This window comes from Cupriavidus sp. 2SB, assembly GCF_005503625.1.
In the GTDB taxonomy this organism is placed as follows: domain Bacteria; phylum Pseudomonadota; class Gammaproteobacteria; order Burkholderiales; family Burkholderiaceae; genus Cupriavidus.
The window spans coordinates 35,882-61,870 of sequence record NZ_SCMX01000040.1 but is presented as its reverse complement, the minus strand read 5'-3'; the positions used below and the strand labels follow the sequence as shown (position 1 = coordinate 61,870).

The following is a 25,989-nucleotide window of genomic DNA, read 5'->3' as shown; positions in this document are numbered from 1 at the left end:
CCCCCACGTAAAGCTTTCGAACCCGCACAAACCGCACGCCCGTGCCGACATCTGTAAATGGCCAGCCCTACGACATTTGAGCAAAGCTTGGACAGCAGGCTTCAGCGCTTTGCACGTTCGAAGGGGGCCGCCTTGCAGTACGTTGAATCGCCGGCTGTCTTTTCCGCCATATTCGACCCGAAAAATATTTCGCCAGGATCAAATTGCGGAATAACGCGGAGCATGACACGTTAATTCCATAATGGCCGTGGCGCATGGAAAGGAGATCATTTTACCCCTCACTTTCAATGCATCTGGCTGAGGGCTTACTGGTCTTCCACGAAGGCGATAGCAGATGCCCTCATCCCATACTGTCAGGATATGCCCGGGCATGACGACCGCCGAGCCCCGCCCGAGCGTATCGAATGAACGAACTGGGTAAATCAGGTCCCCTTGCTCAAAGCGTTTGTCCGCGGCTACGAACGTACTCCCCTTTTATGCGAAAATTGCCGCCTCATTCGTTACAATTTGCACAAGAAATGCGTTAAGAAGGCTTGCGAAGCTATCGCAGCGTTGTTGTCTCCGGTGATGACACGCGCCGCGCGCGCCCGGACACCGGTGCGCCTGTTGAACTTCGCGAAAAGCTCGGACAGACTGATTTAAGGGCATAACGTGAAATCAAGGCACGGGCCAGACGGCCTGCATATGTTTGATAGGAAAAGCGGTTTCAACGCACTATTGGACGAAGTTCAAATTCCTCCGGAACGGTGGTCCAAAGCGCCGCGACAAGTTTCCATCGCGCTTACCAATCTTTGCGATCTGCATTGCTCGTATTGCTACGCGCCGAAGCATCGGGCAGCTTTGGAAGCAGATGTCCTTGGTGGCTGGCTGACGGAGCTTGACGCAGCCGGTTGTTTAGGCGTTGGATTCGGCGGTGGCGAACCGACTTTGCATCCCGCATTTGCCGAAATTTGCCGCTCTGCGGCTCGCGATACTGAGCTGGCAATCACCTTCACGACTCACGGCCACCGTCTCGTGCCTCGGCTGCTAGAACAGCTCTGCGGTAGTGTCCACTTTATTCGTATCAGCGTAGATGGAGTCGGCCGTACCTACGAGCGCCTGCGAGGCCGACCGTTCCACGACCTGGTCGCACGGCTGCATGACGCACGCCAACTGGCACCACTCGGCATCAACGTTGTCATCAACGCGAACACCATTGACGAGCTGGACGCCGTGGCCGCATTGGCGATGGAAGTCGGCGCATCAGAGCTACTGCTGCTTCCCCAGCAGGCGACACATAGCGTCGGCGCCGCTGATGCAGCGGTCACCCGTAAGCTTAAATCATGGTTGGACAACGCCAAGCCGGACGTAAGTCTGGCTATCAGTGAAGCCGGTGCGCAGGGCATGCCGACTTGCGATCCATTGCCCAAAGAGAAAGGCTTGATGTCGTACGTACACATCGACGCATCCGGACACGTCAGGCCGAGTTCGTATGCCTTGGAAGGAGTCGCCATCGACAAGGCCGGCGCCATTGCTGCCATCGACCGCCTCCGCGCGGTGACAGGAGATGCAAATTGAAAATCTGGACGAGCTACGGCTCGGAACACTCCATGAACCTGGTTCTGATCGGTCGTTTCAAGCATGCGCGGGACGCGGAGCACGTCGAGGACCTGATAAAGAAGCTCACCGATCAAGCACAGAAAGACGAGGCATCCATGCTGTCCCTTGCCGAACCCGAAGATCAGCGATTTTCCGCTGAGATGCGGCAAGTGCTCATAGGGCTGGAGGTCCACTCACTTAGCCCCGGGGAAATCGAACAGTTCGTTTCAGATCACAGCCTGGAGCGAATTGACGCGGTGATCACAATCAGGACCGACGAAGCCGACGTGTCGGCATTTATTAAGCTGTTCGTCGACGCCGGAGGTCGGGTCGAGGTGTTTTCCGCGCATCACCACAGTACTGACGAATAAGTCAGACACCACAAGCCAAGAGGGTCTAGATGGTTGCAGTGAATTGGGATGTGTTTGGCCAGCTTCCGGGTGCCGCAGAGACGAACTTCGAGAAACTGGCTCGTGGGCTGATTCGCCGGCATTACGGGCAGTATGGTGATTTCAAGGAACTGGCAAACCAAGCGGGTGTTGAGTTTCACCTCAAACTGCATAGCGCCTGCTCACTGGGCCAGCCAGGGCGCTGGTTCGGGTGGCAATGTAAATGGTACACCCTTGATAGCGGCAAGGCGATTGGTAGTACCCGGCGCGCCAAGATCGTTGAAGGTCTGGAAAAGAGCAAAGAGACTCTGCCGAACCTGACCGACTGGATCCTGTGGACACGCCACAAGTTGACGAGGGGCGACCAGGAGTGGTTCTATGGGTTGCAGCCAGACTACCCGAACTTCAAGTTGGCTCTCGCCACAGCGGACGATATTGCAGAGCTTCTTGTTGGTCCGGCGGCAATACTCAAGGAGGCATATTTCGGCGAGCTTATCTTGACGCCGGACGGCCTGGCCCAACAGCATGCGCTTGCAGTTGCGCCAGTGAAACGCAAGTTCCAGCCGGAGGTACATCAAGTTGCTTCCGTTGAAACGATGCTGCGGCGCTACCTCGGCGCCCAAGACGCTTGGAATATCCTCGCAACCCTCGCCCAAGACCTCAGGTCGGGCGCAAGCAACATAGACGGTGTGCTTCCAGCTCTTCCAACCGTGCTGCGTGAGCAGGCCTCCAAGTTGGTTGACGATGCGCGATCGACCGCCGGTGCGCTCGAAGACCTGTATGGTGCGCTGGCCATCGGCGATCTTCCCGCAATCCGGCAACTCGTCGCCTCCGGTATCTCATGGCCTGCCATCCATCGCAGAACGCTGGCAAGATTGCGCAGTGCGCGATCACCGGCTTCGCTCACGGGCGCCAACGTTCTCGCCGACCTGCATTGGGCCAGGCAGCAGGTTTCCCGGTTGCAAGAATCTATCGCAGCGCAAAGTGTTGCTGTCCTGGCCGCTGCCGGTTACGGTAAGTCGGAGCTCGCGATCAAACTGACGATGGCAGAGGATAGGTCCCCCGGGGGCGTGCTCATACTCGGCAACGCGCTTCACGCAGGGCAGACACTTGACCAGCTTGCCCAGCGCTTCAAGATCTCCGGACATGCTGTACCGACCTTCGAGCAGCTATTGGAAGCAGTCGACGGCGCAGGCCAGCGCGCGGGGCGTCGTATCCCAATTGTGTTTGACGGCTTGAACGAGAGCGAGGATCCGAGAGACTGGAATGGTTTGCTCGCCTCAGCACAGCTCTTGCTGCATCGCTTCCCCTATGTGCTGCTGGTGGTCACCCTTCGTACGGAGTTTGCCGAGGAATGTCTGCCGGAGGACATCGAACGCGTCGAGCTTACGGGATTCGCGAATAACCCCGCCGCACGAGAAGACTATTTCAAGCACTACAAGATCGATGCAACAGATGCAGACTTGCCTTTCGAACAGCTGGATCATCCGCTGACCCTCCGGATGTTCTGCGAAGTCGCCAATCCTGCGCGGCTGCACACCGTCGGCGTAGAGGCGCTTCCCAATTCACTAACCACGCTTTTTAGCCGATACTTTGACGCGGTAGCAATTCGCATAGCCGCCGCCTCGCCGAGCTCAAGGCGCATTTTCCGGGAAGATGTTCGCGAAGCCCTTGTGATGATCGGCGAACTGCTATGGAACGGAAATGGGCGCAACATTGATTTTCGCGCACTACGCACCGGATTGAGGGACCGAGGTGAGTGGGACGCGAGCTTGGTTCGAAGTCTCGAGTCAGAAGGCATCCTTATGCGCGTAGAATCTCAGGATTCACGTCAGCGTATTGCCGTGGTCTACGATTTCATGGCGGGCCAACTGATTGCGGAGCACCTTCTCCAGTCTGAACGCGTCGAAGAATGGCTAAACGAGCCTACCAACTCGGCCAGACTGAATCCCGGTAACAAGGAACATCGGCATACGCTGGCATCCGACACACTTGCCGCGCTGGTTGACCTGTTTCCATCAAGGGCACGGCGACGACAGCTCTGGCAAGTTGCACCCCAGCCGTTGGTTATGATAGCGCTCTATTGGAGCGCAAATGCTGACCCCGCGCACATCAATCGCGAAACAGTACAAGAGCTGGCCAAGCAGGCGAGCGTAAATCGTAAGTTTGCGACGGCGCTGTTTCGACGGCTCCGATCAACGCGGGCTGCCATCGCGCATCCGCTTGACGCGCATTTTCTTGACGATTTGCTTCGCAGGATGCGGACATCCCACAGAGACTTGTCGTGGTCGGAGTGGATCGTTACAAACGATGAACAGATCGAGAAAGACCTCGAGGCGCTGCGGGTGCGATGGGAGCGGGACAACATTGACGTACGCGAGATTGTGCGGGCCCGCTGGGTGATGTGGACATTAACAACGACGCACCGATACCTACGGGACGTCGCCACACGTGCGCTGCGTGCACTCGCATTCAGAAGGCCCTCGGAATTCTTTGACCTGATGGTCGAGTCCCTGACTGCGCCGGACCCCTATGTACCGGAGCGGATGTGCGCGGTCGGATATGGGATTGCTCTCAGCGCATGGGGGCTCCCGTCATCGCCCATTGCCGAAGCATTGCCGGGCGTCGCTCGAGCGCTCCTGGACAGGATGTTCCTTCCGGCCGCACCATCGCCGACGCGCCACGCGCTGACGCGGCAGTATTGTCTTGGAATCATTGCACTGGCGCGACGTCTTGCGCCAGCTTGCATATCGGACACTGAAGCACAACATCTGACTGCACCGTTTGCCCAGCTTCCGAACCCCTTCGTCGGCCCGAGCACTTTCACGGACGCGCAAGTTAAAGAAGCTGACGACGCGGCAATCAGCATGGACTTCGGAAACTACACAATGGGCAGGCTGGTGCCCAACCGACACAACTACGACTACAAAAACGTCGACTACAGGGATGTCCGCCGCGCCATCGTTGAGCGGATGCTCCAACTCGGCTATGAGCCGAGTGCGTACCAGGACGCCGAGAGGTCAAGAAATAGAGGTTATCGCGCAGCAAGGAACGAGAAACGGAAGGTCGACCGCTACGGGAAAAAATATGGCTGGATCGCCTATTTCGAGATGTGGGGTTGGCGCCAGGACCAGGGTCGTCTTGATGTTTGGGGCAGCGCCGAGCGCCCGTCGGATGCAGACCTCGACCCATCCTTTCCGGGCCCTATCATGTCGTGGGAGCCGACATTACCAAAACTCTTCGACGCCAGCCCCGACGAGATGGTGGCATGGATACAGCATGGGCCGACACCGGACTACGCGGCGCTACTTCAGCTTACCGAATTTCCGGGACTCGCCGGGGAGTGGGTAATGATTGACGGCTTCATCGACGAAACTGCAAAGCATGACTATCGGAACGTCTTCACGTTCATCCGGGCACTTCTCGTGAAGCACGAAGACGTCGACAAGGTGTCGCAGTTCTTTGAAGCCATGGAGTATCCCGGGAACCGGGCGATTCCAGAGGTCACGCAGCATTACTATACTTATGCAGGCGAGATGCCGTTCGGAGGCTCTCCGCAGAGTCTCACCTCTGCGCACGGAATCGGAACAGTCGCTTTCGACCGTGTCGAACTATCCCATCCCGACGATCGCGGTCTGGTTGTCAGCATCCAGTTGCCAGTTCATGAATACGCCTGGGAAAGCTATCACAGCGAACTGAACAATGCGAGCGGCGCAGTGTTGCCGAGTCCCAACCTTTGCCAAGCTGCCAATTTGCATTGCTGGCCTGGCTCTTGGGACATGCATGACGTCAATGGCGTGGCATCTCTGTTTCGAGAAATTGGCGAAGACAGTACCACCCTTAGCGGCCACGTCAGCTATCTACGCGCGGATCTGATGCGCAAGTACCTCGAGGAAAGCGGCCAGGTACTTGTCTGGATGGTGTGGGGCGAGCGTGGCCGGCACTATCGCGGACACACGAATGACGGACGTGATCTGCATAGCACCCTATCGACTCGGCAACAGATTCACAAGCAGTGGATTGTTTGGGGACATCCGGAATGACTGGCGCATCCGGCCGGATGTCATTGTCACAGACTTCATGATGCCGATCATGACAGGGCTTGAGCTCGCAAAAGCGCTTCGAAATCTTTGAAAAGCCTTGCTCTCCCAAAGAAATTATCGCGGCCGTACTTCATTTAGCCGGACAACAAAGCAAGATGTGGGGTCCGGGTTGTTGAGTTGCACTGAGAACTGACCCACCAGACCCGGTAATTTGCATCGAATGTTGACCCACGTGTAGAACACTGTCCTGCTTGGCAACGGGCGGGAGTTCGGAGTGATCGACCTAGCGATCCTGGCCGCATTCAGGCGCATTAGACCTCTGCACTGACGACAGTCCGCGACGCAACCCACTATGAGCCTTCCTCGGCGGCGGCGGCGACCACCAATGGCCGTTTCCGAACCGCAAGCTGCCGGTAGCACTGCAGAGAGTGAGTGACGGCAATGGGTCGGTCAGAGCCGGTTGGCCCTGGCGGGCGGCCAGCCGGTAGGCCGAGTCCGGTCCAAAAGCCGACTTTCGATGTGGCGGAATGGCTGACCGCTTCAGGCTGATTCTGTTCGTTGCAGAGAAATCGCCAACGGTCGTGGAAGCCGCAATCGCACGGGCAGACGAATTTTGGCGACGAGTCAACTCGGAGGAGGATGTCGTCGGGGCCTTTGAATGGTTGCGAAGCTATCTGTCGAATGGAGGTCTGGGCTTCTACAACTACGCCCAGCATACGATTGCGCTCGCGTTCGTGCTCGCGAGGATAGGCGATGCTGATGGCGCACGAAGGGAGCTAGATCGATTCCTAAAGGGGCGCTCAGCGGAAGACCCCCGTTTCCTTACAACTCGGCAGGATGTTGACTAGAGCTACCTCCGTCGCATGATGTCGGTAGTTGCCCTTGGCGCTGGAAAGCCTTCACCTGAATCGGCAGAGGTCCAAAACCGGCTGCGGATTCAACCGGTCGATGCAACACCTCCGCTGCTCACACAGATTCTAGGTGTTGCATCGACCGGTTGAATCCGCAACTAGGAACGGACCTTCGGGTTGTCCGAGGAGAGTCAGCTAACGGATCCGGATTCTCCGCACTTGCTGACTATGGGCCAGTCCTTTCAAAAGCACTCAATCCGCGATGCGAAGCACGGATACTGACGAGCAGCATTTGCCAGGCAATTGACCATCAGCTCCGCGTCGCTCGGAAAACGTCGCTCGAATTCCATCCAGTTCTTTAGCCGGAGAACAAGGGGCATTTCGACAAGCGCAGTGATGGCATCCCAAAACGCGTCCCAGTTCTTTCCGTACCAATCAGGAAACTCCAACTGCGTCATCAACCTCGTGTGCAACTGCGCGACGGACTCAATGTCACCAAGTTCGATCTCTACAATTTCGTGACGTGCCATGGTCTACTGTTCATGCAGCAGTCTAGTGTGTTGCATCGACCGGTTGAATCCACAGTCGTTCTGCGACGGCCGCTGGGCGCCTGCCGCGACATACCCGACTAGTGCCGAACTTGGCGCGCCGACGTTGTTTCCAAGTAAAACGGGCAAACGCAGTTTTTACTTGGAAACTCCTCGGGAACCGCGAGCAGGACCGCGGCATACGCCGAAGCCAGGCCGGCGCTCCGTCGGCAAGTGAGGGACTTAGTGTTTGCGAGCTGAGACGTCAGCCACAGGCAAGATCGTAGGGCCGAAGCAACAACAGCCGATCCGGTTCATTGTGCACCATTGAATGCGGCGAGTTCCTGCGCCAATTCATCCGGATCGTAGTCAACTACAGCGATGCCCAGAGCACTCAGTTGTTCCAGGAATTGCGATAGACTCGTCTGTGCCAGCTTCGCGGCACGTACGGAGGTTACCTCGCCGGTTTTGAACAAGCTGACTGCCAGAGCAGCGTGGACGCCTATCTGAAGCAGTTCTTCGGTAAATGGCACGCTGACGAATAGCGGGTGTCCGTCGCGTGTAACGAGCGCAAGCCGCCCCTCCCCAGCTTCTCGAATAAGGTCACGCAAGCATTCCTGCAGTTCGCTGAGCGAAAAGATATGCATGGCGTCCCCTCAGCATGTTTGCCCAGTATTCAGCCAGTCATCGTGGCAGGTATCGCCCCACGCGTGCGCTCTTTGCTCGTCACCAACAGATGTATAAGATCCATTTCTGTCAAAAGACGGTCAACGCCGGCGTTGTGATAAAGAGGCTGATATCGCAACGGCCTTGCGCAATCTGCGTTACTCAAGCAGTTCCTCCGGGCAGGAGAAATAACTCCCGGAAAGGCGGCACCACTCTCAAACGCCAAGAGACGGAGTGCGCGCCCGCTCATGTGACGGCACCCATTGCATCACCCGAGCCACGATGACCAGTCACTGAGGCTCTCCACAAACCATGATCTCCTGCCCCAGGCCCAGCCGAGGTGCTTTGCTTCAGCGTCCCCGCCACGAGGCACTTTCGTTGAAGATATCATCGGGAATCGCGGCCTCTCCCACATCTTCGACGACTCCCCGCACAATGAACGCGTCGAATTCAGGCTCGTCCGCCGGATGGCGGATCGTTTCAAGATAGCGTTCACCGAATTTCGTGCGCCAGTGTACAAACCGTTGAATGCCAGCGTGCCAACGCGCAATTGAGGCGTTTCGACAGCGCCCGCGGTAATAGACACCGTGTTGCAGTTCGTCCCTGCGCAGCAGGCCGCAACCATAGGCCGCCTCCAGCGTCTCAGGCGTCGGCTTGGAAGTCAGTTTATTTAACATGATATTTATAACATTTTGGCGGAAATGGATTACCACGGTTAAGCATTGCGTTGTTTAAGCGTTATGTGGACCGCTACGCGTCTGTTGGATCTGCGACGCTGTTGCCGTAAGAGCTTTCTGGCTACACATCGGAACTAGCCTACGAATCGGCGGAGCTTTCGGTTTTCGGCGCACATTCCCGCCTCGCAGGCGGACCCCCGGCCAGCGGGAAGTACGTAGCGCCCTCCAGCGTTACGGCATCCGCAATACGCGGCCGAGTGTTTAGCTAGAAGCCGTAAGCGTATGCGTTGGCTCGTGCATCGTGCAGCGCGTGGTGCTCGCCGCCATGGCGTAGAAAGTATGCCGCCCGTCGTGCGGAGTCGAGCTGACCACTAATGTTCGTGAAGGCCCAAGCGCCTGGCAGCGGCCCGTTCAGCAGGACGCGCAGCATGTCGATGTCCAATACATCGTCGTAGCAGAGGACAGGTTTGGATGCAGCAGGAATGTCTGTGAACCAGTCACGCAACTCCTCACTAAGCCGCTCCAGAATCATCGCTCTCCTCTCGAATCGGCCGAATTGCGGTATCACTACCGCTCGGACGAAATCGCTACACCACGTTTCGCTATAGTCCGTACGCTCGCCATAGAACTCGAATCCGTTCTCTCCAACAATTGCGATACTCAGAACCTCAGGCGTCTGGAAGTCGCTGAATTCCGTGTCAATGAAGTAGCGGTTGCCCCAACCGTTGCTGCGATTAGGCAAACACGACCAATTCATCGCGTCGTGAAAGCGCGTATCAGTCATCGCATACCTGTTTCCGCGGGAGCATGCCAGACACGCCGGCCCCGCTGATAGCGTGTGGCGACACCGTGGGGTACTGAGAACTTGCGACCGGCGGTTGTGGTGAACTGCGTCACGATGAGCAGGCGCTGGTGGCTCTCGCTATATTCGCTCGCTCCGATTCGGATCTCACGCAATGGATCCAGATGCCAGTCGTCAACGCGTTGCACACTACTCGTGCTCACCACGGCAGCCCCACGCAACACGCTCGGGCCACCAAGAAACTGATCAAGTGATACTGCACCCCGGGTGAGCCCCATCCAGACGACGCGTGGTACCGCACGAGAGCCCTTCTCCGCTACGCGAAGCACCAGCAAGTCGCCGGGCATCCACTGTTCCATCACTGCCCACACACCTGCACCGCCGGCGATCTCCGACTGCAGCGGTAATCGATTTTCGTCCTGAATAAGAAACATATGCTTTAAAACGAGAGGACCAGGGCTACGACAAATGGGTCGTAAATGCCGTGGTCAATTGGCCATCATACCGTGACCATCACGGGATGCAAAGGGTATCGGTCAAACAAGACGATGCGGGACACTTGGCCGCCATTGGCGCGGCCGTTCGCGCGCGCCGGCGGGCGTCTGGTGTGTCTCAGGAGGCTCTTGCCCATGCGACCGGCATCGACCGCAGCCATATGGGCCGGATCGAACGCGGCGAGCGCAATCTTTCCATCCTCAATCTCATCCGGATTGCTGCCGCCCTGGATATCGCCCCCTCCACCCTTCTCATGGCATCCGGTCTATAGGCGTCCATCTGCCATGGCGAGCCAGATCATGACGATCGAGCAGGCTTTCGGAAAGGCTGTGCGGATCCGGCGCAAGGCCATGGGATGGAATCAACGCGATCTGGCCAATCACGCGGGCCTGCAAACGGCCGCGGTCAGTCGCGTCGAACGCGGCGATGGTGCGCCCACCCTGCGCACCATGGAACGCATCGCGGCAGCGCTGAGCGTGCGGCTCTCCCTGTTGATCTGGCTGGCAGAGAGGCTTCGGGCGGCGAAAGACACGCCCGCCTCCCCCACGTCGGAATGAACGCGCCAGTTCCGGCGGGGTGCGCACGCATCGCCGGCGCAGTGCGAGACTGATAACTGGGCGATGCCTTCATGTGCGCGCCCCCACGGAAATGCGACTTCAATCGCAACCCGAAGCTCCGCTAAAGCGGGAAGCCCTCAATCACCAGCTTGTTCATGCAATTTGACATTAACGACAAGTGCGTCTCGCCATATGTCGCACCGACCGATCCCATTGCATGTCCATCGATTACAAAGCGGATGTGCTCAGGCAGTTCACCCGCCCTCCAGTTGGTCGCAAAACCGTGACGAAACGAATGGAAGGTTTTGCGCTTGTCTGTAATGCCCACGTCTTTACGCAAAAACTCACCGAACCACTTAGAAAAATTTGCGGTCAAGCTTCCATACTTGTTCCGCATCAGATCGGGAAACAGTGGGGCATCGGGACCGGGCAGCGATGCCACATAGTCGAGCAGACCCAAGCGAATCAGCACGGGATGCAGGGGCACATCGCGGTTCGAAGTGACAGTCTTAGTGGCATTTCCCTCCGCGTTGTTGATCACGAAATAGTCGAGGCGCCGAACGCCCAGGCCTTTCTTAAAATCGCGTTGCTTGAGTTGACCGATTTCCTCCAATCGCGCGCCAGAAAAACAAGCGATCAACGGCAGCCAGAAGGCGGCGACACCTCCCGCGCTGCCGCAGTAGACGGCAGCGCGGGAAGTAAAGATCTGATGACTGAAAATACGCTGAACATCATCGGCATCGAAGGAGACGCGGGGCTTGGGTTGATTCCTTGGCAGCGATACCGAAACCCCATCAAAGGGTGAATGTTCGATCCGGCCATTGGCGACTGCAAGCTTGAAGTTGGCGGCAAGCAAACCGAACTTTTTCTGCGCCGTTTGGGCCGAGCCATGCTCCAGCAGGTAAATCTTGAACGCGACCGCCTTGGCCTTGGCCAGTTCGCTGGCATGCGTAATCTGGGCAAAGGTCGCGAACTCCGCTACCGCGGCACGCATGGCCAGCACTGTGCGCGGATTTCGCCCCCGCTCGCGTATCCAATCATTCGTGATGTCGCCAACGGTCAGCCCGGTCTTTTCCGTCGTAAGCCGGGCATTCGCGACGGGCTCGACGTTGAACGATGGCGGCTGAACGGTCATTGGCAAGGGCAGCGACGCCATGGTCGGCGCAACGCTGGCGCCCGGCATCAACCTTTCGGTATTGCGGAGCTGGATCTTGCGATGCGCCTGCAGCAAGGCCTGCATAGCGCTCAGACGAAGGCTCTGATACTCGATCTGCTCGCGATCGACTTTGATATGCAAGTGCGGCAGCAGGGCGTCGAGAAACGGATCTGCCGCACTGTAGTCATGTTGCGCGGCCTGGCGCCCCAGATCGGCCACCACGCGATCCATGCAGAGTTGGTGCGCGCTCAGCGCATCCGGCGGCAGCAGCCCTTCCTGCTGCGCGTTGCGGGCCAACAATGGCCCCTCTAGGGCACCCTGCGCAGATCCCTGCCGCCGCGCATGGGCTTCACTGTCCAGCAACGCCTGCTCGAGTGTGCCACTCACCTCAGCGCTAAGCTTGCCCGCATTGCCGGCATCCAATTGACACCATGGGCGCAGGTGAACGTCGCGCAGCCGTTGGAAATACGCATCGTAATAGCTAACATAGTCGGCCACCAACTGACGACAGCGCACGGGATCGGCGGTGCGCAGGCTCACGCAAATAACCTTGGGGCCGCTCCAGAACGGCAGCATTTCCCTGCGCACCGTATAGCGGAACGCTGGGAATTGGCTGTCCGGGCGAGTGTGAAGATATGTGGGAGTTCGACGGGATTTCATGGGATCCACCTCTCCATGCATGGTACGCCGTCTGGTACGTTGCGTGGTACGGTGGTGAGAGCGTAAGAGCCCCTTGTGAAACCAGAACCCGGCCCCCGCAGGGGCCGGGCTGTCTTCTGGCGGAGACGGAGGGATTCGAACCCTCGATCCGGGTTTTAGCCCAGATGCTCCCTTAGCAGGGGAGTGCCTTCGACCTCTCGGCCACGTCTCCCAAACCTGCGTTGTGCGAGGGAGGCCACACAACGAAGCGCGTATTCTAGCGAGGCAGGTGCGAGTGGTCAATGAATTTTCGATGACTCGTGACAAAAATCACCGCATTCGTCATCGCATTCCAGGACCATAAACCGCGAGGTCCCGCCACGCCAGAAAACTTCAGAACCGGATCACGCCTGATCGAGTTCGAACACCTTGTGCAGCGCGCGCACGGCGAGCTCCATGTACTTCTCGTCGATCAGCACCGAGATCTTGATTTCCGACGTGGAGATCATCTGGATGTTGATGCCCTCTTCCGACAGCGTGCGGAACATCTTGCTGGCGATGCCAACGTGCGAGCGCATGCCAACGCCCACCACCGAGACCTTCGACACCTTCGGGTCGCCCGAGATATTGGCCGCGCCGATATGGGCCTTCACGCTGTCGTTCAGGATCGTCAGCGCGCGTTGATAGTCGCCGCGCGGCACCGTGAACGTGAAGTCGGTCTTGCCGTCCACGGACTGGTTCTGGATGATCATGTCGACGTCGATATTGGCGTCGGCGATCGGGCCCAGGATCTGGTAGGCGATGCCCGGCTTGTCAGGCACGCCCAGCACGGTGATCTTGGCCTCGTCGCGGGCAAAGGCGATGCCGGAGATGACGGCTGCTTCCATTTCAGAATCTTCCTCAAAAGTAATCAGCGTGCCCGAGTGCATTTCCTGCTCGAGCGGCAACAGGGGGTCGGTCAGCGACGACAGCACGCGCGTCTTCACGCGGTACTTGCCGGCGAACTCCACCGAGCGGATCTGCAGCACCTTGGAGCCCAGGCTGGCCATTTCCAGCATTTCCTCGAAGGTGATCTTGTCCAGTCGGCGGGCGTCCTCGACCACGCGCGGATCGGTCGTGTACACGCCATCCACGTCGGTATAGATCAGGCACTCGTCAGCCTCGATGGCAGCGGCAATGGCCACAGCCGAGGTGTCCGAACCGCCACGGCCCAGCGTGGTGATATTGCCGTCGTCGTCGATACCCTGGAAGCCGGTGATGACCACCACCTTGCCTTGCTCCAGGTCACCGAGGATGCGCTCGTCATCGATCGATTCGATGCGGGCCTTGGTGTAGGCCGAGTCGGTCTTCACCGGCACCTGCCACCCCGTGTAGCTGACCGCATCGATGCCTTCGCCGTGCATGGCGATGGCAAGCAGTGCCACGCTGGCCTGCTCGCCCGTGGAGGCCAGCATGTCCAGCTCGCGCGGGTCCGGCTGCGCGGAAATTTCCTTGGCGAGCCCAAGCAGGCGATTGGTCTCGCCCGACATGGCCGAAGGCACCACGACTACGCGGTGACCGGCGCGGTGCCACTTGGCTACGCGCTTGGCGACATTCTTGATGCGTTCCGTGGAACCCATCGAAGTGCCGCCGTATTTGTGAACGATGAGAGCCATCTTCTATCGACGCCAGCGGTTGTGCAAACCGTCGAAGATATACGATCCGGGCTTGCCAGTAAAGGCACGGAGGCCGGAAACAGCCCTGAAAAAGCCCCGTATTTGCAAATTTTCTTGTGAATAATTTTCACAAGAAGGATTCACAAGGCGTGTCCGGCGCGCAAGGACGGCAGTTCTTTCCACTCCACTCGCCAGCGTGGCGCGCGTGCTGCGTCTGCCGGCCAGCGCCGCTGCATACCAAGGCCGGCGACCATCACGAGCACTGCGTCGGCAGCCGTTCCGCTCCAAAGCAGGGGCAGAAACGTCCGACGCCAGGCAGGGACTCCCGCCTCCTGGTAAGCCTGCTTGAGCGCGCGGGCCGGGCCGCCGGGCCGCAGCACGATGCGCTCGCCGCCCGCCCTGGCGGCAAGGCGCAGCGGCTGCTCCATCACCGCCTGCGGCACACCAAAATCGTCATCGCGCGTGATATGGAGTTCGCCACGCCACGCTGGCACCACGATGCGAGACTCGCCTCGCCAATCGAACAGGAACGGCGCGGGCGTCTCGGCCGGCACGGCACGGCAGGCCAGCACCCGATCGCGAAAGCGGCGCAGGACGAGGCCGTCGTGCGCGATGGCCGGCTCGCCGCCGCCATGCTGGATCAACTGGGCCCGCATCGCGGCCAGACGTGCGGTAGTGGGCGGCTGCGCGCCGAGGTCACGCAGCCAGTGGCGCAGCACTGCATCGGCATGTTCCGATGGCAAGGCGCGCAGGCCAGACAGTTCGAGTTCGGAAAGGGTGTCGGCGTCGCGACCGGACTTGACGAGGTGCGCGAGCGTGCTGGCTGCCTGTGCATCGAGCATGGCAGCAGCCTGCCCGAAATGCGCAGCGGCCTGCATCACGTTCCCATCGAGACCGGGAAATGCCTGACGGAGTTGAGGAAGCTGGGCACGCAGCGCATTGCGCGCGAAGCGTGTATCGGTGTTGGAGGGGTCATCGATCCACGATAACGACTGGGCCGCGCAATACGCCTCGATATCCATGCGCGGCACATCGAGCCAGGGACGCAGCAACTGCACGTCGCCCCGGGCATCGAGCGGTCGGCGCATGGGCATGCCGGCCATACCCGCCACGCCGGTTCCACGGAACAGGCGCAGCAGCACCGTTTCCACCTGATCGTCGCGATGATGGGCGAAGAGCAGCAGCGTGGCGCCCTGCTCGCGGCACATGCGTCCCAGCGCCGCGTAGCGGGCACGGCGCGCGGCAGCCTCGATGCCCTCACCCGCTTTCGCTTCCACCACAACGCGTGCGGTCAGAAGCGGCACCTGCCAGCCAGCGCAGCGTTGCTCGCAGAACGCGCTCCAAGCATCGGCCTGCACCTGCAGTCCGTGATGGACATGCAGTGCGACGAGACGCACGAGTGGGAACGACTCGGCCAGTGCGGCGCGTGTGGCGTGGAGCAGCGCCACGGAATCGCGGCCGCCTGACAGCGCCACGGCCACCGTCACTGGCGAGGGACCGCCAGAAACAACAAAGGCCGCACCGGCCTGGAGAGCCTGTGCGACCTTCGCGGTCAAAGATTGTTCAACGCTCACGTCATTCCTGGACGCCGGTTTCCTTGAACTTGCCATACGCCATCAGGCGTTCGTGGCGACGCGCCTGCAGCTCCTTGACGCTCATGCCCTGGAACTGGCGCAGCGACTCGGCCAGCGAGCGCTTGAGCATGGCGGCCATGCCCTTGGGATCACGGTGCGCGCCGCCCAGCGGCTCGCTCACGATCTTGTCGATCAGGCCCAACGCCTTCAGGCGGTGCGCGGTCAGGCCCAGCGCCTCGGCGGCTTCCGGTGCCTTCTCGGCAGTCTTCCACAGGATCGACGCGCAGCCTTCCGGCGAGATCACGGCGTACGTGGCGAACTGCGTCATCTGCACGACGTCGCCCACGGCAATCGCCAGCGCACCGCCCGAGCCGCCTTCGCCAATGATCGTCGCGATCAGCGGCACACGCAGGCCAGCCATCACGAAGAGGTTATGGCCGATGGCTTCGGACTGGCCGCGTTCTTCGGCGTCGATGCCCGGGAATGCGCCCGGCGTATCGACGAACGTGAAGATCGGCAGGCCGAACTTGTCGGCCAGTTCCATCAGGCGCTTGGCCTTGCGGTAGCCCTCGGGCTTGGACATGCCGAAGTTGCGCAGCGCGCGCTCCTTCGTGTCACGACCCTTCTGGTGGCCGATCACCATGCAAGCCTGGCCGTTGAAGCGGGCCAGGCCGCCAACGATCGACAGGTCATCCGCAAACGCGCGGTCGCCATGGAGTTCGTGGAAGTCGGTGAAGATCTCGCGCACGTAGTCCAGCGTGTAAGGACGCTGGGGGTGGCGGGCAATCTGCGCAACCTGCCACGGGGTCAGGTTGGCGTAAATATCCTTGGTCAGTTGCTGGCTCTTGCCAGCCAGCCGCGAAATCTCTTCGGAAATGTCGACAGCCGAATCGTCCTGCACGAAACGCAGTTCTTCGATTTTTGCCTCGAGCTCGGCAATCGGCTGCTCGAAATCCAGGAAGGTAGTTTTCATAAAGCGCGGACCTGTCTGTGAAGGGGCGCATTCTACCGGAAAATTTGCCGGTTACTGCCACCCAATATGTTGATTCTTATGCGCTTTTAGCAGGAATCAACGCCGTCACTACAAACAATAAGGGCTTACCCGGTGCCTAATACGTCACGGGTAAGGGATCAAGGCTACGCCACATGTACCACGTGGCAACCGTTCGCCAGGGCTCCCAGTTGGCCGCCACCTCGCGCGCTTCGCTGCGCGTGACCGGCTCGCCACTGAAATAATTGGCCGAGATCGCGTTGATCAATCCTACGTCGTCGAGCGGTAGCACGTTGGGACGCGTCAGGTTGAACATCAGGAACATTTCCGCCGTCCAGCGACCAATGCCACGGATCTGCGTCAACTCGGCGATCACGGCCTCGTCATCCATGCTAGCCCAATCGTCGACATGGACACTGCCCGACTTGAAATGCTGGGCCAGATCGGTGATGTACTCGGCCTTGCGCTTGGACAAGCCGCAGCCAGCCAGTTGCTCGGTGCCCGCCTTCAGGAACTGGGCGGGCGTGACACGCGGACACAGCGCCGCGAGCCGGTCCCAGACCGATTGCGCAGCCTTGACCGAGATCTGCTGGCCGACGATGGCTCGCGCCAGCGTGATGAACGGATCGCCGCGCGACACCAGATGCGCGGGGCCGTACGTCGGAATCATCTTGCGCAGGATGCGGTCGCGCTTCATCAGGTCGGCGCAGGCTTCGTCCCAGTAGGCGGGACGCTCGGCGTCGATGACGGTCTCGACCGGTAGCGGAACGGCATCCGCTTCGGGCAGCGCTGGCTTGCCTCGCGTGCCAGCCAGCCTGGCAGCCTTCGCGACCGGCGCTTTCGGCGCCTGCCGGGCCGCGGCCTTTCCGGCAGGTGCCGGACCGGTAGCGGCAGTCTTTGGCTTGCGCGCGGCAGCGTTCAAGCACGCCTCCACTCGGTGGCGCCGCCCGGCTTGTCTTCGAGCACCACGCCGGCCTCCAGCAGCTCGGCACGGATGCGGTCTGCTTCGGCGAAATTGCGCCCGGCCTTGGCGGCCTTGCGTGCGGCGATCTGCGCTTCGATCTGCTCGCCGCTGAGCGCGCCCGCCACGCTGCCACCTTGCAGGAAGGTATGCGGATCGCGTTCCAGCAGGCCCAGCGTGCCCGCCAACGCCTTGAGCTGGCGCGCGGCCATGGCCGAGTGGGCGCCACTGGTGCGATTGACCTCGCTGGCCAGGTCGAACAGCACGGACACGGCGATCGGCGTGTTGAAATCGTCGTTCATCGCATCGGCAAAGCGCTTCGCATGGGCTTCTTCCCAATCCACGGCGCAGCCGCCGGGCTGCGATTCCTTGAGTGCCGTGTAGAGGCGCGTCAGGGCATGGCGGGCGTCGTCCAGGTGCGCATCGCTGTAGTTCAGCGGGCTGCGATAGTGCGCGCGCAGGATGAAGAAGCGCACGACTTCGGCATCGTATTCCTTCAGCACATCGCGGATCGTGAAGAAATTGCCGAGTGACTTCGACATCTTCTCGTCGTTCACGCGCACAAAGCCGTTGTGCATCCACATATTGACGAACGGCTTGCCGCTGGCCCCCTCGGACTGCGCAATCTCGTTCTCGTGGTGCGGGAACTGCAGGTCCGCGCCACCGCCGTGGATGTCGAAGTGCTCGCCCAGCAGCGTGCAGCTCATGGCCGAGCACTCGATATGCCAGCCCGGACGCCCGCTACCCCACTTGGAGTCCCACTTGCTTTCGGGCGGCTCGCTTGCCTTGGCGGACTTCCACAACACGAAATCGAGCGGATCCTGCTTGGCGTCGTTGGCGCTCACGCGCTCGCCAGCGCGCAGGTCTTCCAGCGACTTGCCAGACAACTTGCCGTAGCCCGGGAACTTGCGCACCGAGTAATTCACGTCGCCGTCGGCGGCGTGGTACGCCAGACCCTTGGCCTCCAGCTTCTCGATGATGTTGAGCATCTGCGGCACGTACTCCGTGGCGCGGGGCTCGTAATCCGGACGGATAATGCCCAGCGCAGCCGCATCTTCATGCATGTACTGGATGAAACGGGTGGTCAACTGCCCGATGGTCTCGCCGTTCTCGGCGGCGCGGCGGATGATCTTGTCGTCGATATCGGTGATGTTCTGCACGTACGTCACCTCGTACCCGGCGGCGCGCAGCCAGCGGTGCACCATGTCGAACACCACCATCACGCGCGCGTGGCCCACGTGGCAGTAGTCGTACACGGTCATGCCGCACACGTACATGCGGACCTTGCCGGGTTCGATAGGCACGAGAGGCTGCTTTTCACGCGCGAGCGTGTTGTAGATGTTCAATTGCTGCATGAAGCGGATAGGAGTAGGTGACAGCGGTAGGTGACGGCGCGACGAACACGTGCGCCATGGCGCGCAGGCCCCATATCTTACCGGAAGCTTTCGGGTCCGGCCGGGGCGCGGGCCGCGCTGCGGACCGGCAACCCAGCGGCGCGTGCTGCACGCCGCGCCGCTTTGCTAGAATGCCGCGGAGTATAACGAACCGCCACGATCTGCCTCTACATGCGCCTGCCTCTGCCCATCCTGCACTTTGCCGCTGCCCGCCGTGGCGCCTCCCTCTCCGCGCTGACCGGCGCCCTGGCGATGGCTGCCACGCTGACGGCCATGCCGGCCGTCGCGCAAAACGGGCCGGTGTCGCTGGAGGCCCCCGCCGCGCCGCCTAGCGGGCTGGCATCGGCAGATCCCGGCATGGCGCCCGCCCAGAAAGCCGTCAACGACAAGCGCTACGAAGACGCCATCAAGGGTTTCGACAAGGTACTGGCCGAGAATCCGCGCAACGTTCAGGCCCGGTTCCAGCGCGCATGGGCCCTGGCCAAGCTGAACCGCGACGATGAAGCCGTGCAGGCATTCTCCGAAATGGCACAGGATTTCCCCGAACTGCCAGAACCGCATAACAATCTTGCCCTGCTCTACGCCAAGCGCGGAGATCTGAAGCGCGCCGAGGCCGAACTGCTGTTGGCGTTGCAGGCCAAGCCAGACTACGCCATCGCGTCGAGCAACCTGGGCGACGTCTATCGCCGGCTGGCCCAGCAGGCCTATGGCGAAGCCGTCCGCCGCAACCCCGCAGATACGCGTGCCGCCGCCAGCCTGCGCCAATTGCAAGGCGCGGAGGCTACGTCCGCCGCACCGGCCAGCGCGCCCGCTGCGACGCCTGCTGCGCCCGCGTCGCGCGGCAAGACTCCCGCTGCACGGTAATCAGCCGCCGGGTTCTGCCGCCTCCCTTTTTAGCTCTCTCTGATCGACTGCTTTTGTTCTGAATTCCGGAGTCCAGACATGACCTTCTCCCGCCGCTTTTCCCGACGCATGGCCCTGACCGGTGCCCTGGCCGCCGCAATCGGCCTCAGCCCGCTGGCCGCCCTGGCCCAGGGCGCCAGCCCGGCAGCCGCCGCGCAGAAGACCGAGCGTGTGCAGTTCACCACCAGCGCCGGCAAGTTCACGATCGAGGTGTACCCCGACGCGGCGCCGAAGACCGTGGCCAATTTCATGGAATACGTGAAGAGCGGCTTCTATACCGGCACGATCTTCCACCGCGTGATCAACGGCTTCATGGTCCAGGGCGGCGGCTATGACCGTGACATGAAGGAAAAGCCCACGCGCGCGCCGATTCCGCTGGAGTCCCAGAACGGGCTGAAGAACAAGACGTACACCGTGGCCATGGCACGCACATCGAACCCGAACTCGGCAACCGCCCAGTTCTTTGTCAATGTGGTGGATAATCCGAACCTCGACTATCCGCAGCCCGATGGCAACGGCTATGCCGTATTCGGCAAGGTGGTGGAAGGCACCGATACGATCGACAAGATGAAGACCACGCCGACCACGGCCTACGGCGCCATGCGCAACGTACCGGCCACCCCGATCGTGATCGAGTCCGCCACCGTCGTCACCAAGTAATATCCGCAACCCGAACACCGAACACCGAGAGGTAACCCCATGAGCAAGGTACAACTCCAGACGACGCAAGGCGTCATCACCATCGAACTGGATGCCGAGAAGGCCCCGAAGTCGGTGGAGAACTTCCTGTCGTACGTGCGCAAGGGCCACTATGACAACACGGTCTTCCACCGCGTGATCAAGAACTTCATGATCCAGGGCGGCGGTTTCGAGCCGGGCATGAAGCAGAAGGACACTGATGCCCCGATCGAGAACGAAGCCGGCAACGGCCTGAAGAACGATCGCTACACCGTGGCAATGGCCCGTACCAACGCGCCCCACTCGGCTACCGCCCAGTTCTTCATCAACGTGGTGGACAACGATTTCCTGAACTTCAGCTCGCCCACGCCGCAAGGCTTCGGCTACGCCGTGTTCGGCAAGGTCGTGGAAGGCACTGACGTCGTGGACGCCATCAAGGGCGTGCGCACCGCCAGCTCGGGCTTCCACCAGGACGTGCCGATGGAAGACGTCGTGATCCAGAAGGCCACGATCGTCGAGTAATTCCGGCAACCCGTGCCATCCGATTGCGGGCATGCCGCTCGTGGTGAACAAGTCAACACGCCCATCCGACACGCATGACCGCAACCACCCACACGCCGGTGGCCGCACCGATTCCGGTGCAGGCGCCGGCGTGGTTCATTTCCGATCTGCACCTGACCCCTGGCATGCCCCGCACGCTGGAGGCATTCGACCAGGTATTGAGCGACGCCGCGCGACACGCAGGCGCCTTGTTCATCCTGGGCGATTTCTTTGAATTCTGGGTCGGGGACGAGGAGACCGACACGCCGTTCGCGGCAGGCGTGGCCGCTGCGCTGCGCCGTGTGGCCGACACCGGCCTGCCGGTCTACCTGATGCATGGCAACCGTGATTTCCTGATCGGCAAGCGCTTTGCCGCCGCCGCAGGCGCCACGCTGCTACCCGATCCCTCCATCATCGACTGCGCCGGCCGCCGCGTGGTACTGAGCCACGGCGACATGCTCTGCACCGATGACGAGCGCTATATGCGCTTCCGGCGCTGGACACGCAAGCGCTGGGTGCAACGGCTGTTCCTGATGTTGCCGCTTTCCACGCGGCTTGGCATTGCGCGGCGCCTGCGCGCCGACAGCGAGGCCGGCCGTGCACGCCAGCCTGCCGATGCACCGCCGCCCACCTATGGCGATGCCGCGTCCGAAGCAGTCGAGAAATTGCTGACAGACAGCGCCGCCAGCACGCTCGTCCACGGCCACACGCACCGGCCGGCCCTGCACGCGCACACTGGTGGTGAACGGTGGGTGCTGACGGATTGGGATCTCGACGGCCGCCACCCACGTGCCGCCGTGTTGCAGCTCGGCGCCAGCGGTTTCAGCGTGCTGCCGCGCGCCTGACTACTTCATCATCTTGCGCAGTTCGCTGGCATCGAAACGGTCGTTCGGGGTGTTCTCGAGATGTTCGCCAAGGCGATCGAGCGCGGCCAGCACGGCCTCGATGCGGTCATGCTGCTTGGCCGCATTGTCGATCAGGCTCTTGAGGGCCAGCGACACTGGATCGTCCGCATTCGGCGTGATGCCGTAGGCCGAGAACTCCTGCTTCGCGCCCTGCTGCGAGGCCGGCGCATCGGGCATGATGATGCGCGCCGGAATACCTACCGCAGTCGCACCGGGCGGCACCGGTTTCAGTACCACGGCATTCGAACCCACGCGGGCGCCATCGCCCACCTCGAACCCGCCCAGCACCTTGGCGCCGGCACTGACCACCACGCCCGTACCCAGCGTCGGATGCCGCTTCTGCCCCTTGTAGAGCGACGTGCCGCCCAACGTCACGCCCTGGTAGATCGTGCAGTCATCGCCAATCTCGGCAGTCTCGCCAATCACCACGCCCATGCCGTGGTCGATGAACACACGTCGCCCCAGCTTTACCGCCGGATGGATCTCGATGCCGGTCAGGAAGCGCGACCAGTGCGAAATCCAGCGCCCCAGCCAATGGAATCCGGACCGCCAGCAGGCATTGGCCACGCGGTGGAACATCACGGCATGCAGGCCCGGATAGCAGGTCAGCACCTCGAGACGGCTGCGCGCGGCGGGGTCCCGCCGCATGATGGCGTCGATTTCTTCCTTCAGGCGAGTGAACATCTTTGTCGTGTCGTGTTGCCGCGCCGATGCGCCATCCATGCAAGAGCACGACGGTCGCCGGCGCGGTCATAAGCGGTAAGCGGGTACTGCGCTCTGTGCGGCCGTGGGGGGACGGTCCGGTCGCATGCGAGCAGCGAGTGTAAGAGATTTGCGAGCCTGCCGCCGCCCCTGACGCTGTCAGGGCCTTTGGGGTCGCAGTGCCCTCAACATCGATCCGGCAGCCGGCAACAGCCGCACGACCCCAGATGGCGGGAGGCGCCTCGGGTATCGTCGTGCGGTGCGAATGCCGGGTAGAAATTCACGGATGGATGTCCTTGTCGATATCGTCGTCAACCTGCCCTGCAGCGTCCGCGCCGGCGGGCTTGCCGCCCGTCAGCAGCATCCGCTTGGCGATGCCGCGCAGGATGTTGACCTCCTCGCGCTCCAGGCCGGCGCGGGCAAACATCCGGCGCAGGCGCGGCATCAGCTTGCGCGGATTGGCAGGATCGAGAAACCCGATGGCCGCCAGCCCCGCCTGCAGATGCCCGAACATCGATTCGATCTGCTCGGTCGTGGCAGGCTCACCAGAATAGCCGATATTGGGCGTGGCGTCCGAGGCCGCCTCGCCGCGCGGCACTTGCCCATCGAGCAGCGCCAGGCGCATTTCGTAGGTGATCAACTGCACCGCCTGCGCGAGATTCAGCGAGCTATAGGCCGGATTGGCCGGGATATGGGTCACGGCGGAGCAGCGCAGCACCGCCTCGTTGGGCAGGCCATAACGCTCGTTGCCGAACACGAAGGCGATCATGGCTGCGTCGTCCGCACCGGCCAGCACCGTGTGTGCCTGCGCCGCCGCCGCACGCGGCAGCAGGCGGGGCGGGCCGAATTCACGCTGGCGCGCCGTCATCGCGACGGTAAAGGCCGTTCCGGCCAGCGCGGCCTCGATATCGGGGACGATACGGGCGCCCGCCAGCACATCGTCCGCGCCACTGGCCATGGCCACGGCATCGGCATGGGCCAACACATCAGGCTCGCGCGGCGACACCAGCACAAGGCCGCCCGGCGCTGCACCGAAGCCCATGGTCTTCATCGCACGCGCCACCGAACCCACGTTGCCCGGGTGGCTGGTCTCCACGAGCACCACACGGACACGGGAAAAAATGTTTCCCGGATCACACGATGCCGGGGATGCCGGATCTGGTCCGGCCGATTGATTCAACGCTTCAGTCATTTGGGATGGCCCGTCGTCACCGATTACCGCATCGAGGCGTGCGGCGGGCCGGGTTTCCTATACAATGCTGCCTTCAATTTGCGGCGCGTCGCCAGAACCGGCGGCGCCCCTCGTTCTTCTACAATCCGTTGTGTTGTTCGGCCAACGCCGGGCATTCGCGCATTCCTGACCACCATGCTGGCGGGGACGCCGCGCGATCCATGCCTTGCTGCGCCGTCTGGAGAGATTCATGCATCCGATGCTCAATATCGCCGTCAAGGCGGCCCGCAAGGCGGGTTCCATCATCAACCGTGCGTCGATGGACGTCGACCTGGTGCGCGTTTCGCGCAAACAGCACAACGATTTCGTGACCGAAGTCGACCGCGCAGCCGAAGCGGCGATCATCGAGATCATCAGCACCGCCTACCCCGAGCACGCCATTCTAGCGGAAGAGTCCGGCCAATCCTGGGCCGAAGGCGAAGAGCAGAGCGAATTCACCTGGGTCATCGACCCGCTCGACGGCACGACCAACTTCATCCACGGCTTTCCCCAATACGCGGTTTCGATCGGCCTGCTGCACAAGGGCGTACCCTCGCAGGCGGTGGTCTACGACCCCACGCGTGACGAACTGTTCACGGCCAGCAAGGGCGCCGGCGCGTTCCTGAATAACCGCCGCATCCGCGTGACGCGCCGCGACAAGCTGGCCGACTGCCTGATCGGCACGGGCTTCCCGTTCCGTGATCTCGACGGCATGGACGAGTACCTCGAAATCTTCTCGCTGATGACGCGTAGCTGCGCTGGCCTGCGCCGCCCGGGCGCCGCAGCGCTGGACCTGGCCTATGTGGCCTGCGGCCGCCTGGATGGCTTCTTCGAAACCGGCCTGAAACCGTGGGACATGGCAGCCGGCATGCTGTTGATCACCGAGGCCGGCGGCCTGGTGGGCAACTACGCTGGCGAATCGCGCCAGATGGAACAAGGCGAAGTGCTGGCCGGCAACCCGAAGGCATTTGCGCAGATGGTGCGCCTGCTGACGCCGTTCTCGCTGGACAACGCCAAGCCGAAGCTGAAGCCGATCCAGGACTGATCTTCGCCGGGGGGGCGCCGTCAGGCGCTCCTGTCGAGGGTACAGGCCGTGGGCAGGTAGTTCTGTTTGAAACCGTCGCTGCCGCCCCGCACCGCGCAGTTCCACGTCCCATCGGTCAGCCGCCCCACCGTGATACGCGTGTTGCGGGCGGCCACATGCACATCGCCATCCAGCAACACCACGATGGCACCAGACCCATCCGCGTTGAACACGAAAGTATTAGGCGTGGCGGTCAGCGGCGACTGGATATAGCCCAGTGCGTCCCTGGCATCGGGGAATGCATGCACGCCGTGCTGCAGCCGCTCCTCCACCGGGATCTTGTAGGCCGATGCCTCCCAGAACGCTCGCGCCACCTGCGCCTTGACCGTGTAATCCTGGTAGGTCGGGATGGCAATGGCGGCCAGGATCCCGATGATTGCCACCACGATCATCAATTCGATCAGCGCAAAACCCCTTTCGAGCCTGCTGCGCTTTCTTTCGGATTGTTCCGGCCCCATTCCCGCTTTCTTGCTGCGCATACTTACTCGTCCCGTTGCCGGCGTTTTATTGGATTCGTGCCGGTGCCTGCGGTCCTATCCAAGCTTTGTGCCATGTCTGAACGACCCCGGAAGTGACAAATTCTGTCCGCCGGTCACGTCGCGCGTACCTTCGGGCTGACAAGTTCGATGTGCGCTGCCGGACCAGGTGACAAATCCCGGCATGCTGCACTTCGCCACGAAGCGTCCCACCAAAAATTCGTCAGAGGCGAAACGTCTCATTCAAAAATGAGAATCCGCCGCATGGGCCGAGGGTTGACCAGGCAGTAAAATGCCGCTTTGCGCCACGGAAGGAATGGCTTGGCCGCGCGGATGCCCCGAGGCATCCGGACGTACCGCCAGCCATCCCCGATGTGGCAACCGATACACCGGCGGCCCTGCCAGACCGCCCGCGAGGAACGCATGTCCGCAGAAACCCTTTCCAACCTTCCCGCAACCGACAGCGCCACGGTCGGCGACAACCGCTCTGACGCCGTTGACGCAATAGCCACCCAAGGCGACTCGGCTGTCCCGGA

Annotated in this window: 23 protein-coding genes and 1 tRNA gene; 10 read left to right on the top strand and 14 right to left on the bottom strand. The window is 61.4% G+C overall.

All coding sequences use genetic code 11. The features are described 5' to 3' along the window. The first annotated feature begins 684 nt into the window (after positions 1-684). Genes FFS21_RS18845 through FFS21_RS18835 form a run of 3 tightly spaced genes read left to right on the top strand, consistent with a single transcriptional unit; the run spans position 685 to position 6,010 of the window. Positions 685-1,557: a radical SAM protein gene (locus FFS21_RS18845; protein ID WP_212745250.1), complete on the top strand. Its 873-nt coding sequence runs from the start codon at positions 685-687 to the stop codon at positions 1,555-1,557. A gap of 32 nt (positions 1,558-1,589) precedes the next feature. After that, entirely contained in the window at positions 1,590-1,949 is a 360-nt protein-coding gene (locus FFS21_RS18840; RefSeq protein ID WP_212745249.1) for a DUF6375 family protein, read from the top strand. A 29-nt stretch (positions 1,950-1,978) separates the two neighbouring features. Then, positions 1,979-6,010, top strand: coding sequence for an NACHT domain-containing protein (locus FFS21_RS18835; protein ID WP_137926299.1), 4,032 nt, complete (start codon positions 1,979-1,981; stop codon positions 6,008-6,010). A 1,093-nt stretch (positions 6,011-7,103) separates the two neighbouring features. Here the strand turns inward: FFS21_RS18835 and FFS21_RS18830 are convergent. From FFS21_RS18830 to FFS21_RS18815, 4 genes are all read right to left on the bottom strand, one after another. Next, entirely contained in the window at positions 7,104-7,391 is a 288-nt protein-coding gene (locus FFS21_RS18830) for a barstar family protein (RefSeq protein WP_137926298.1), read from the bottom strand. Positions 7,392-7,702: 311 nt separating this feature from the next. Continuing rightward, complete coding sequence (locus FFS21_RS18825; RefSeq protein ID WP_137926297.1) at positions 7,703-8,035, bottom strand: UPF0175 family protein; 333 nt, start codon at positions 8,033-8,035, stop codon at positions 7,703-7,705. Positions 8,036-8,404: 369 nt separating this feature from the next. After that, on the bottom strand, positions 8,405-8,731 hold the full coding sequence (locus FFS21_RS18820; protein WP_137926296.1) for a hypothetical protein: 327 nt from the start codon (positions 8,729-8,731) through the stop codon (positions 8,405-8,407). A 265-nt stretch (positions 8,732-8,996) separates the two neighbouring features. Beyond that, complete coding sequence (locus tag FFS21_RS18815) at positions 8,997-9,515, bottom strand: 3'-5' exoribonuclease (RefSeq protein WP_137926295.1); 519 nt, start codon at positions 9,513-9,515, stop codon at positions 8,997-8,999. 538 nt (positions 9,516-10,053) lie between these two features. Here FFS21_RS18815 and FFS21_RS18805 point away from each other — a divergent pair. Then, positions 10,054-10,299 (top strand): helix-turn-helix domain-containing protein, encoded by a 246-nt coding sequence (locus FFS21_RS18805; RefSeq protein WP_137926293.1) that lies wholly within the window; start codon positions 10,054-10,056, stop codon positions 10,297-10,299. A gap of 13 nt (positions 10,300-10,312) precedes the next feature. After that, positions 10,313-10,585, top strand: a complete 273-nt coding sequence (locus FFS21_RS18800; RefSeq protein WP_137926292.1) for a helix-turn-helix domain-containing protein — start codon at positions 10,313-10,315, stop codon at positions 10,583-10,585. 121 nt (positions 10,586-10,706) lie between these two features. On the opposite strand, the gene FFS21_RS18795 is transcribed toward FFS21_RS18800, so the two are convergent. From FFS21_RS18795 to cysS, 7 genes are all read right to left on the bottom strand, one after another. Beyond that, positions 10,707-12,401, bottom strand: a complete 1,695-nt coding sequence (locus tag FFS21_RS18795; RefSeq protein WP_137926291.1) for a site-specific integrase — start codon at positions 12,399-12,401, stop codon at positions 10,707-10,709. Between the two features lie 117 nt (positions 12,402-12,518). Next, positions 12,519-12,612, bottom strand: a tRNA-Ser gene (locus FFS21_RS18790). 172 nt (positions 12,613-12,784) lie between these two features. Next, positions 12,785-14,035, bottom strand: a complete 1,251-nt coding sequence (locus tag FFS21_RS18785; RefSeq protein WP_137926290.1) for an aspartate kinase — start codon at positions 14,033-14,035, stop codon at positions 12,785-12,787. 140 nt (positions 14,036-14,175) lie between these two features. Beyond that, entirely contained in the window at positions 14,176-15,645 is a 1,470-nt protein-coding gene (gene tilS / locus FFS21_RS18780; protein WP_171020442.1) for a tRNA lysidine(34) synthetase TilS, read from the bottom strand. Further along, entirely contained in the window at positions 15,611-16,582 is a 972-nt protein-coding gene (locus FFS21_RS18775) for an acetyl-CoA carboxylase carboxyltransferase subunit alpha (protein ID WP_137926289.1), read from the bottom strand. The genes tilS and FFS21_RS18775 overlap by 35 nt, the downstream gene beginning before the upstream one ends. Before the next feature lie 136 nt (positions 16,583-16,718). After that, entirely contained in the window at positions 16,719-17,522 is an 804-nt protein-coding gene (locus FFS21_RS18770; protein ID WP_137926288.1) for a DNA-3-methyladenine glycosylase family protein, read from the bottom strand. Further along, positions 17,519-18,916 carry a cysteine--tRNA ligase gene (gene cysS / locus FFS21_RS18765; protein ID WP_137926287.1) on the bottom strand — a complete coding sequence of 466 codons (1,398 nt, stop codon included), beginning with the start codon at positions 18,914-18,916 and terminating at the stop codon, positions 17,519-17,521. Before cysS ends, FFS21_RS18770 begins: the two co-directional genes overlap by 4 nt. A gap of 210 nt (positions 18,917-19,126) precedes the next feature. On the opposite strand from cysS, the gene FFS21_RS18760 reads away from it, so the two are divergent. From FFS21_RS18760 to FFS21_RS18745, 4 genes are all read left to right on the top strand, one after another. Beyond that, positions 19,127-19,819 (top strand): tetratricopeptide repeat protein, encoded by a 693-nt coding sequence (locus FFS21_RS18760; RefSeq protein WP_137926286.1) that lies wholly within the window; start codon positions 19,127-19,129, stop codon positions 19,817-19,819. A 78-nt stretch (positions 19,820-19,897) separates the two neighbouring features. Next, positions 19,898-20,518 (top strand): peptidylprolyl isomerase, encoded by a 621-nt coding sequence (locus tag FFS21_RS18755; protein ID WP_137926285.1) that lies wholly within the window; start codon positions 19,898-19,900, stop codon positions 20,516-20,518. 39 nt (positions 20,519-20,557) lie between these two features. Continuing rightward, positions 20,558-21,058, top strand: a complete 501-nt coding sequence (locus FFS21_RS18750) for a peptidylprolyl isomerase (RefSeq protein ID WP_137926284.1) — start codon at positions 20,558-20,560, stop codon at positions 21,056-21,058. A gap of 74 nt (positions 21,059-21,132) precedes the next feature. Further along, complete coding sequence (locus FFS21_RS18745; RefSeq protein ID WP_137926283.1) at positions 21,133-21,921, top strand: UDP-2,3-diacylglucosamine diphosphatase; 789 nt, start codon at positions 21,133-21,135, stop codon at positions 21,919-21,921. On the opposite strand, the gene cysE is transcribed toward FFS21_RS18745, so the two are convergent. Continuing rightward, entirely contained in the window at positions 21,922-22,665 is a 744-nt protein-coding gene (gene cysE, locus FFS21_RS18740) for a serine O-acetyltransferase (RefSeq protein WP_137926282.1), read from the bottom strand. It lies immediately after the preceding gene. 298 nt (positions 22,666-22,963) lie between these two features. Further along, the gene (locus FFS21_RS18735) at positions 22,964-23,875 is read right to left on the bottom strand and encodes an RNA methyltransferase (RefSeq protein ID WP_137926281.1); all 912 of its coding nucleotides are present in this window, start codon (positions 23,873-23,875) and stop codon (positions 22,964-22,966) included. A gap of 229 nt (positions 23,876-24,104) precedes the next feature. Between FFS21_RS18735 and FFS21_RS18730 the strand changes: the two genes are divergently transcribed. Next, complete coding sequence (locus FFS21_RS18730; protein ID WP_137926280.1) at positions 24,105-24,938, top strand: inositol monophosphatase family protein; 834 nt, start codon at positions 24,105-24,107, stop codon at positions 24,936-24,938. Positions 24,939-24,958: 20 nt separating this feature from the next. Here FFS21_RS18730 and FFS21_RS32710 read toward each other — a convergent pair whose 3' ends face one another. Next, a complete protein-coding gene (locus FFS21_RS32710; RefSeq protein ID WP_137926279.1) occupies positions 24,959-25,456 on the bottom strand; it encodes a pilin in 498 nt (165 codons plus the stop codon). Positions 25,457-25,989: the final 533 nt, after the last annotated feature.

What these genes read in the sequence shown, in the direction of transcription:
- FFS21_RS18775 (WP_137926289.1), bottom strand. Translation starts at nt 16,582, where the DNA reads ATGAAAACTACCTTCCTGGATTTCGAGCAGCCGATTGCCGAGCTCGAG.
- cysE (WP_137926282.1), bottom strand. Translation starts at nt 22,665, where the DNA reads ATGTTCACTCGCCTGAAGGAAGAAATCGACGCCATCATGCGGCGGGAC.
- FFS21_RS32710 (WP_137926279.1), bottom strand. Translation starts at nt 25,456, where the DNA reads ATGCGCAGCAAGAAAGCGGGAATGGGGCCGGAACAATCCGAAAGAAAG.
- FFS21_RS18735 (WP_137926281.1), bottom strand. Translation starts at nt 23,875, where the DNA reads ATGACTGAAGCGTTGAATCAATCGGCCGGACCAGATCCGGCATCCCCG.
- FFS21_RS18805 (WP_137926293.1), top strand. Translation starts at nt 10,054, where the DNA reads ATGCAAAGGGTATCGGTCAAACAAGACGATGCGGGACACTTGGCCGCC.
- FFS21_RS18840 (WP_212745249.1), top strand. Translation starts at nt 1,590, where the DNA reads ATGAACCTGGTTCTGATCGGTCGTTTCAAGCATGCGCGGGACGCGGAG.
- FFS21_RS18800 (WP_137926292.1), top strand. Translation starts at nt 10,313, where the DNA reads ATGGCGAGCCAGATCATGACGATCGAGCAGGCTTTCGGAAAGGCTGTG.
- cysS (WP_137926287.1), bottom strand. Translation starts at nt 18,916, where the DNA reads ATGCAGCAATTGAACATCTACAACACGCTCGCGCGTGAAAAGCAGCCT.
- FFS21_RS18730 (WP_137926280.1), top strand. Translation starts at nt 24,105, where the DNA reads ATGCATCCGATGCTCAATATCGCCGTCAAGGCGGCCCGCAAGGCGGGT.
- FFS21_RS18845 (WP_212745250.1), top strand. Translation starts at nt 685, where the DNA reads ATGTTTGATAGGAAAAGCGGTTTCAACGCACTATTGGACGAAGTTCAA.
- FFS21_RS18830 (WP_137926298.1), bottom strand. Translation starts at nt 7,391, where the DNA reads ATGGCACGTCACGAAATTGTAGAGATCGAACTTGGTGACATTGAGTCC.
- FFS21_RS18835 (WP_137926299.1), top strand. Translation starts at nt 1,979, where the DNA reads ATGGTTGCAGTGAATTGGGATGTGTTTGGCCAGCTTCCGGGTGCCGCA.
- tilS (WP_171020442.1), bottom strand. Translation starts at nt 15,645, where the DNA reads ATGGCAAGTTCAAGGAAACCGGCGTCCAGGAATGACGTGAGCGTTGAA.
- FFS21_RS18750 (WP_137926284.1), top strand. Translation starts at nt 20,558, where the DNA reads ATGAGCAAGGTACAACTCCAGACGACGCAAGGCGTCATCACCATCGAA.
- FFS21_RS18785 (WP_137926290.1), bottom strand. Translation starts at nt 14,035, where the DNA reads ATGGCTCTCATCGTTCACAAATACGGCGGCACTTCGATGGGTTCCACG.
- FFS21_RS18745 (WP_137926283.1), top strand. Translation starts at nt 21,133, where the DNA reads ATGACCGCAACCACCCACACGCCGGTGGCCGCACCGATTCCGGTGCAG.
- FFS21_RS18820 (WP_137926296.1), bottom strand. Translation starts at nt 8,731, where the DNA reads ATGTTAAATAAACTGACTTCCAAGCCGACGCCTGAGACGCTGGAGGCG.
- FFS21_RS18755 (WP_137926285.1), top strand. Translation starts at nt 19,898, where the DNA reads ATGACCTTCTCCCGCCGCTTTTCCCGACGCATGGCCCTGACCGGTGCC.
- FFS21_RS18795 (WP_137926291.1), bottom strand. Translation starts at nt 12,401, where the DNA reads ATGAAATCCCGTCGAACTCCCACATATCTTCACACTCGCCCGGACAGC.
- FFS21_RS18815 (WP_137926295.1), bottom strand. Translation starts at nt 9,515, where the DNA reads ATGACTGATACGCGCTTTCACGACGCGATGAATTGGTCGTGTTTGCCT.
- FFS21_RS18825 (WP_137926297.1), bottom strand. Translation starts at nt 8,035, where the DNA reads ATGCATATCTTTTCGCTCAGCGAACTGCAGGAATGCTTGCGTGACCTT.
- FFS21_RS18760 (WP_137926286.1), top strand. Translation starts at nt 19,127, where the DNA reads ATGCGCCTGCCTCTGCCCATCCTGCACTTTGCCGCTGCCCGCCGTGGC.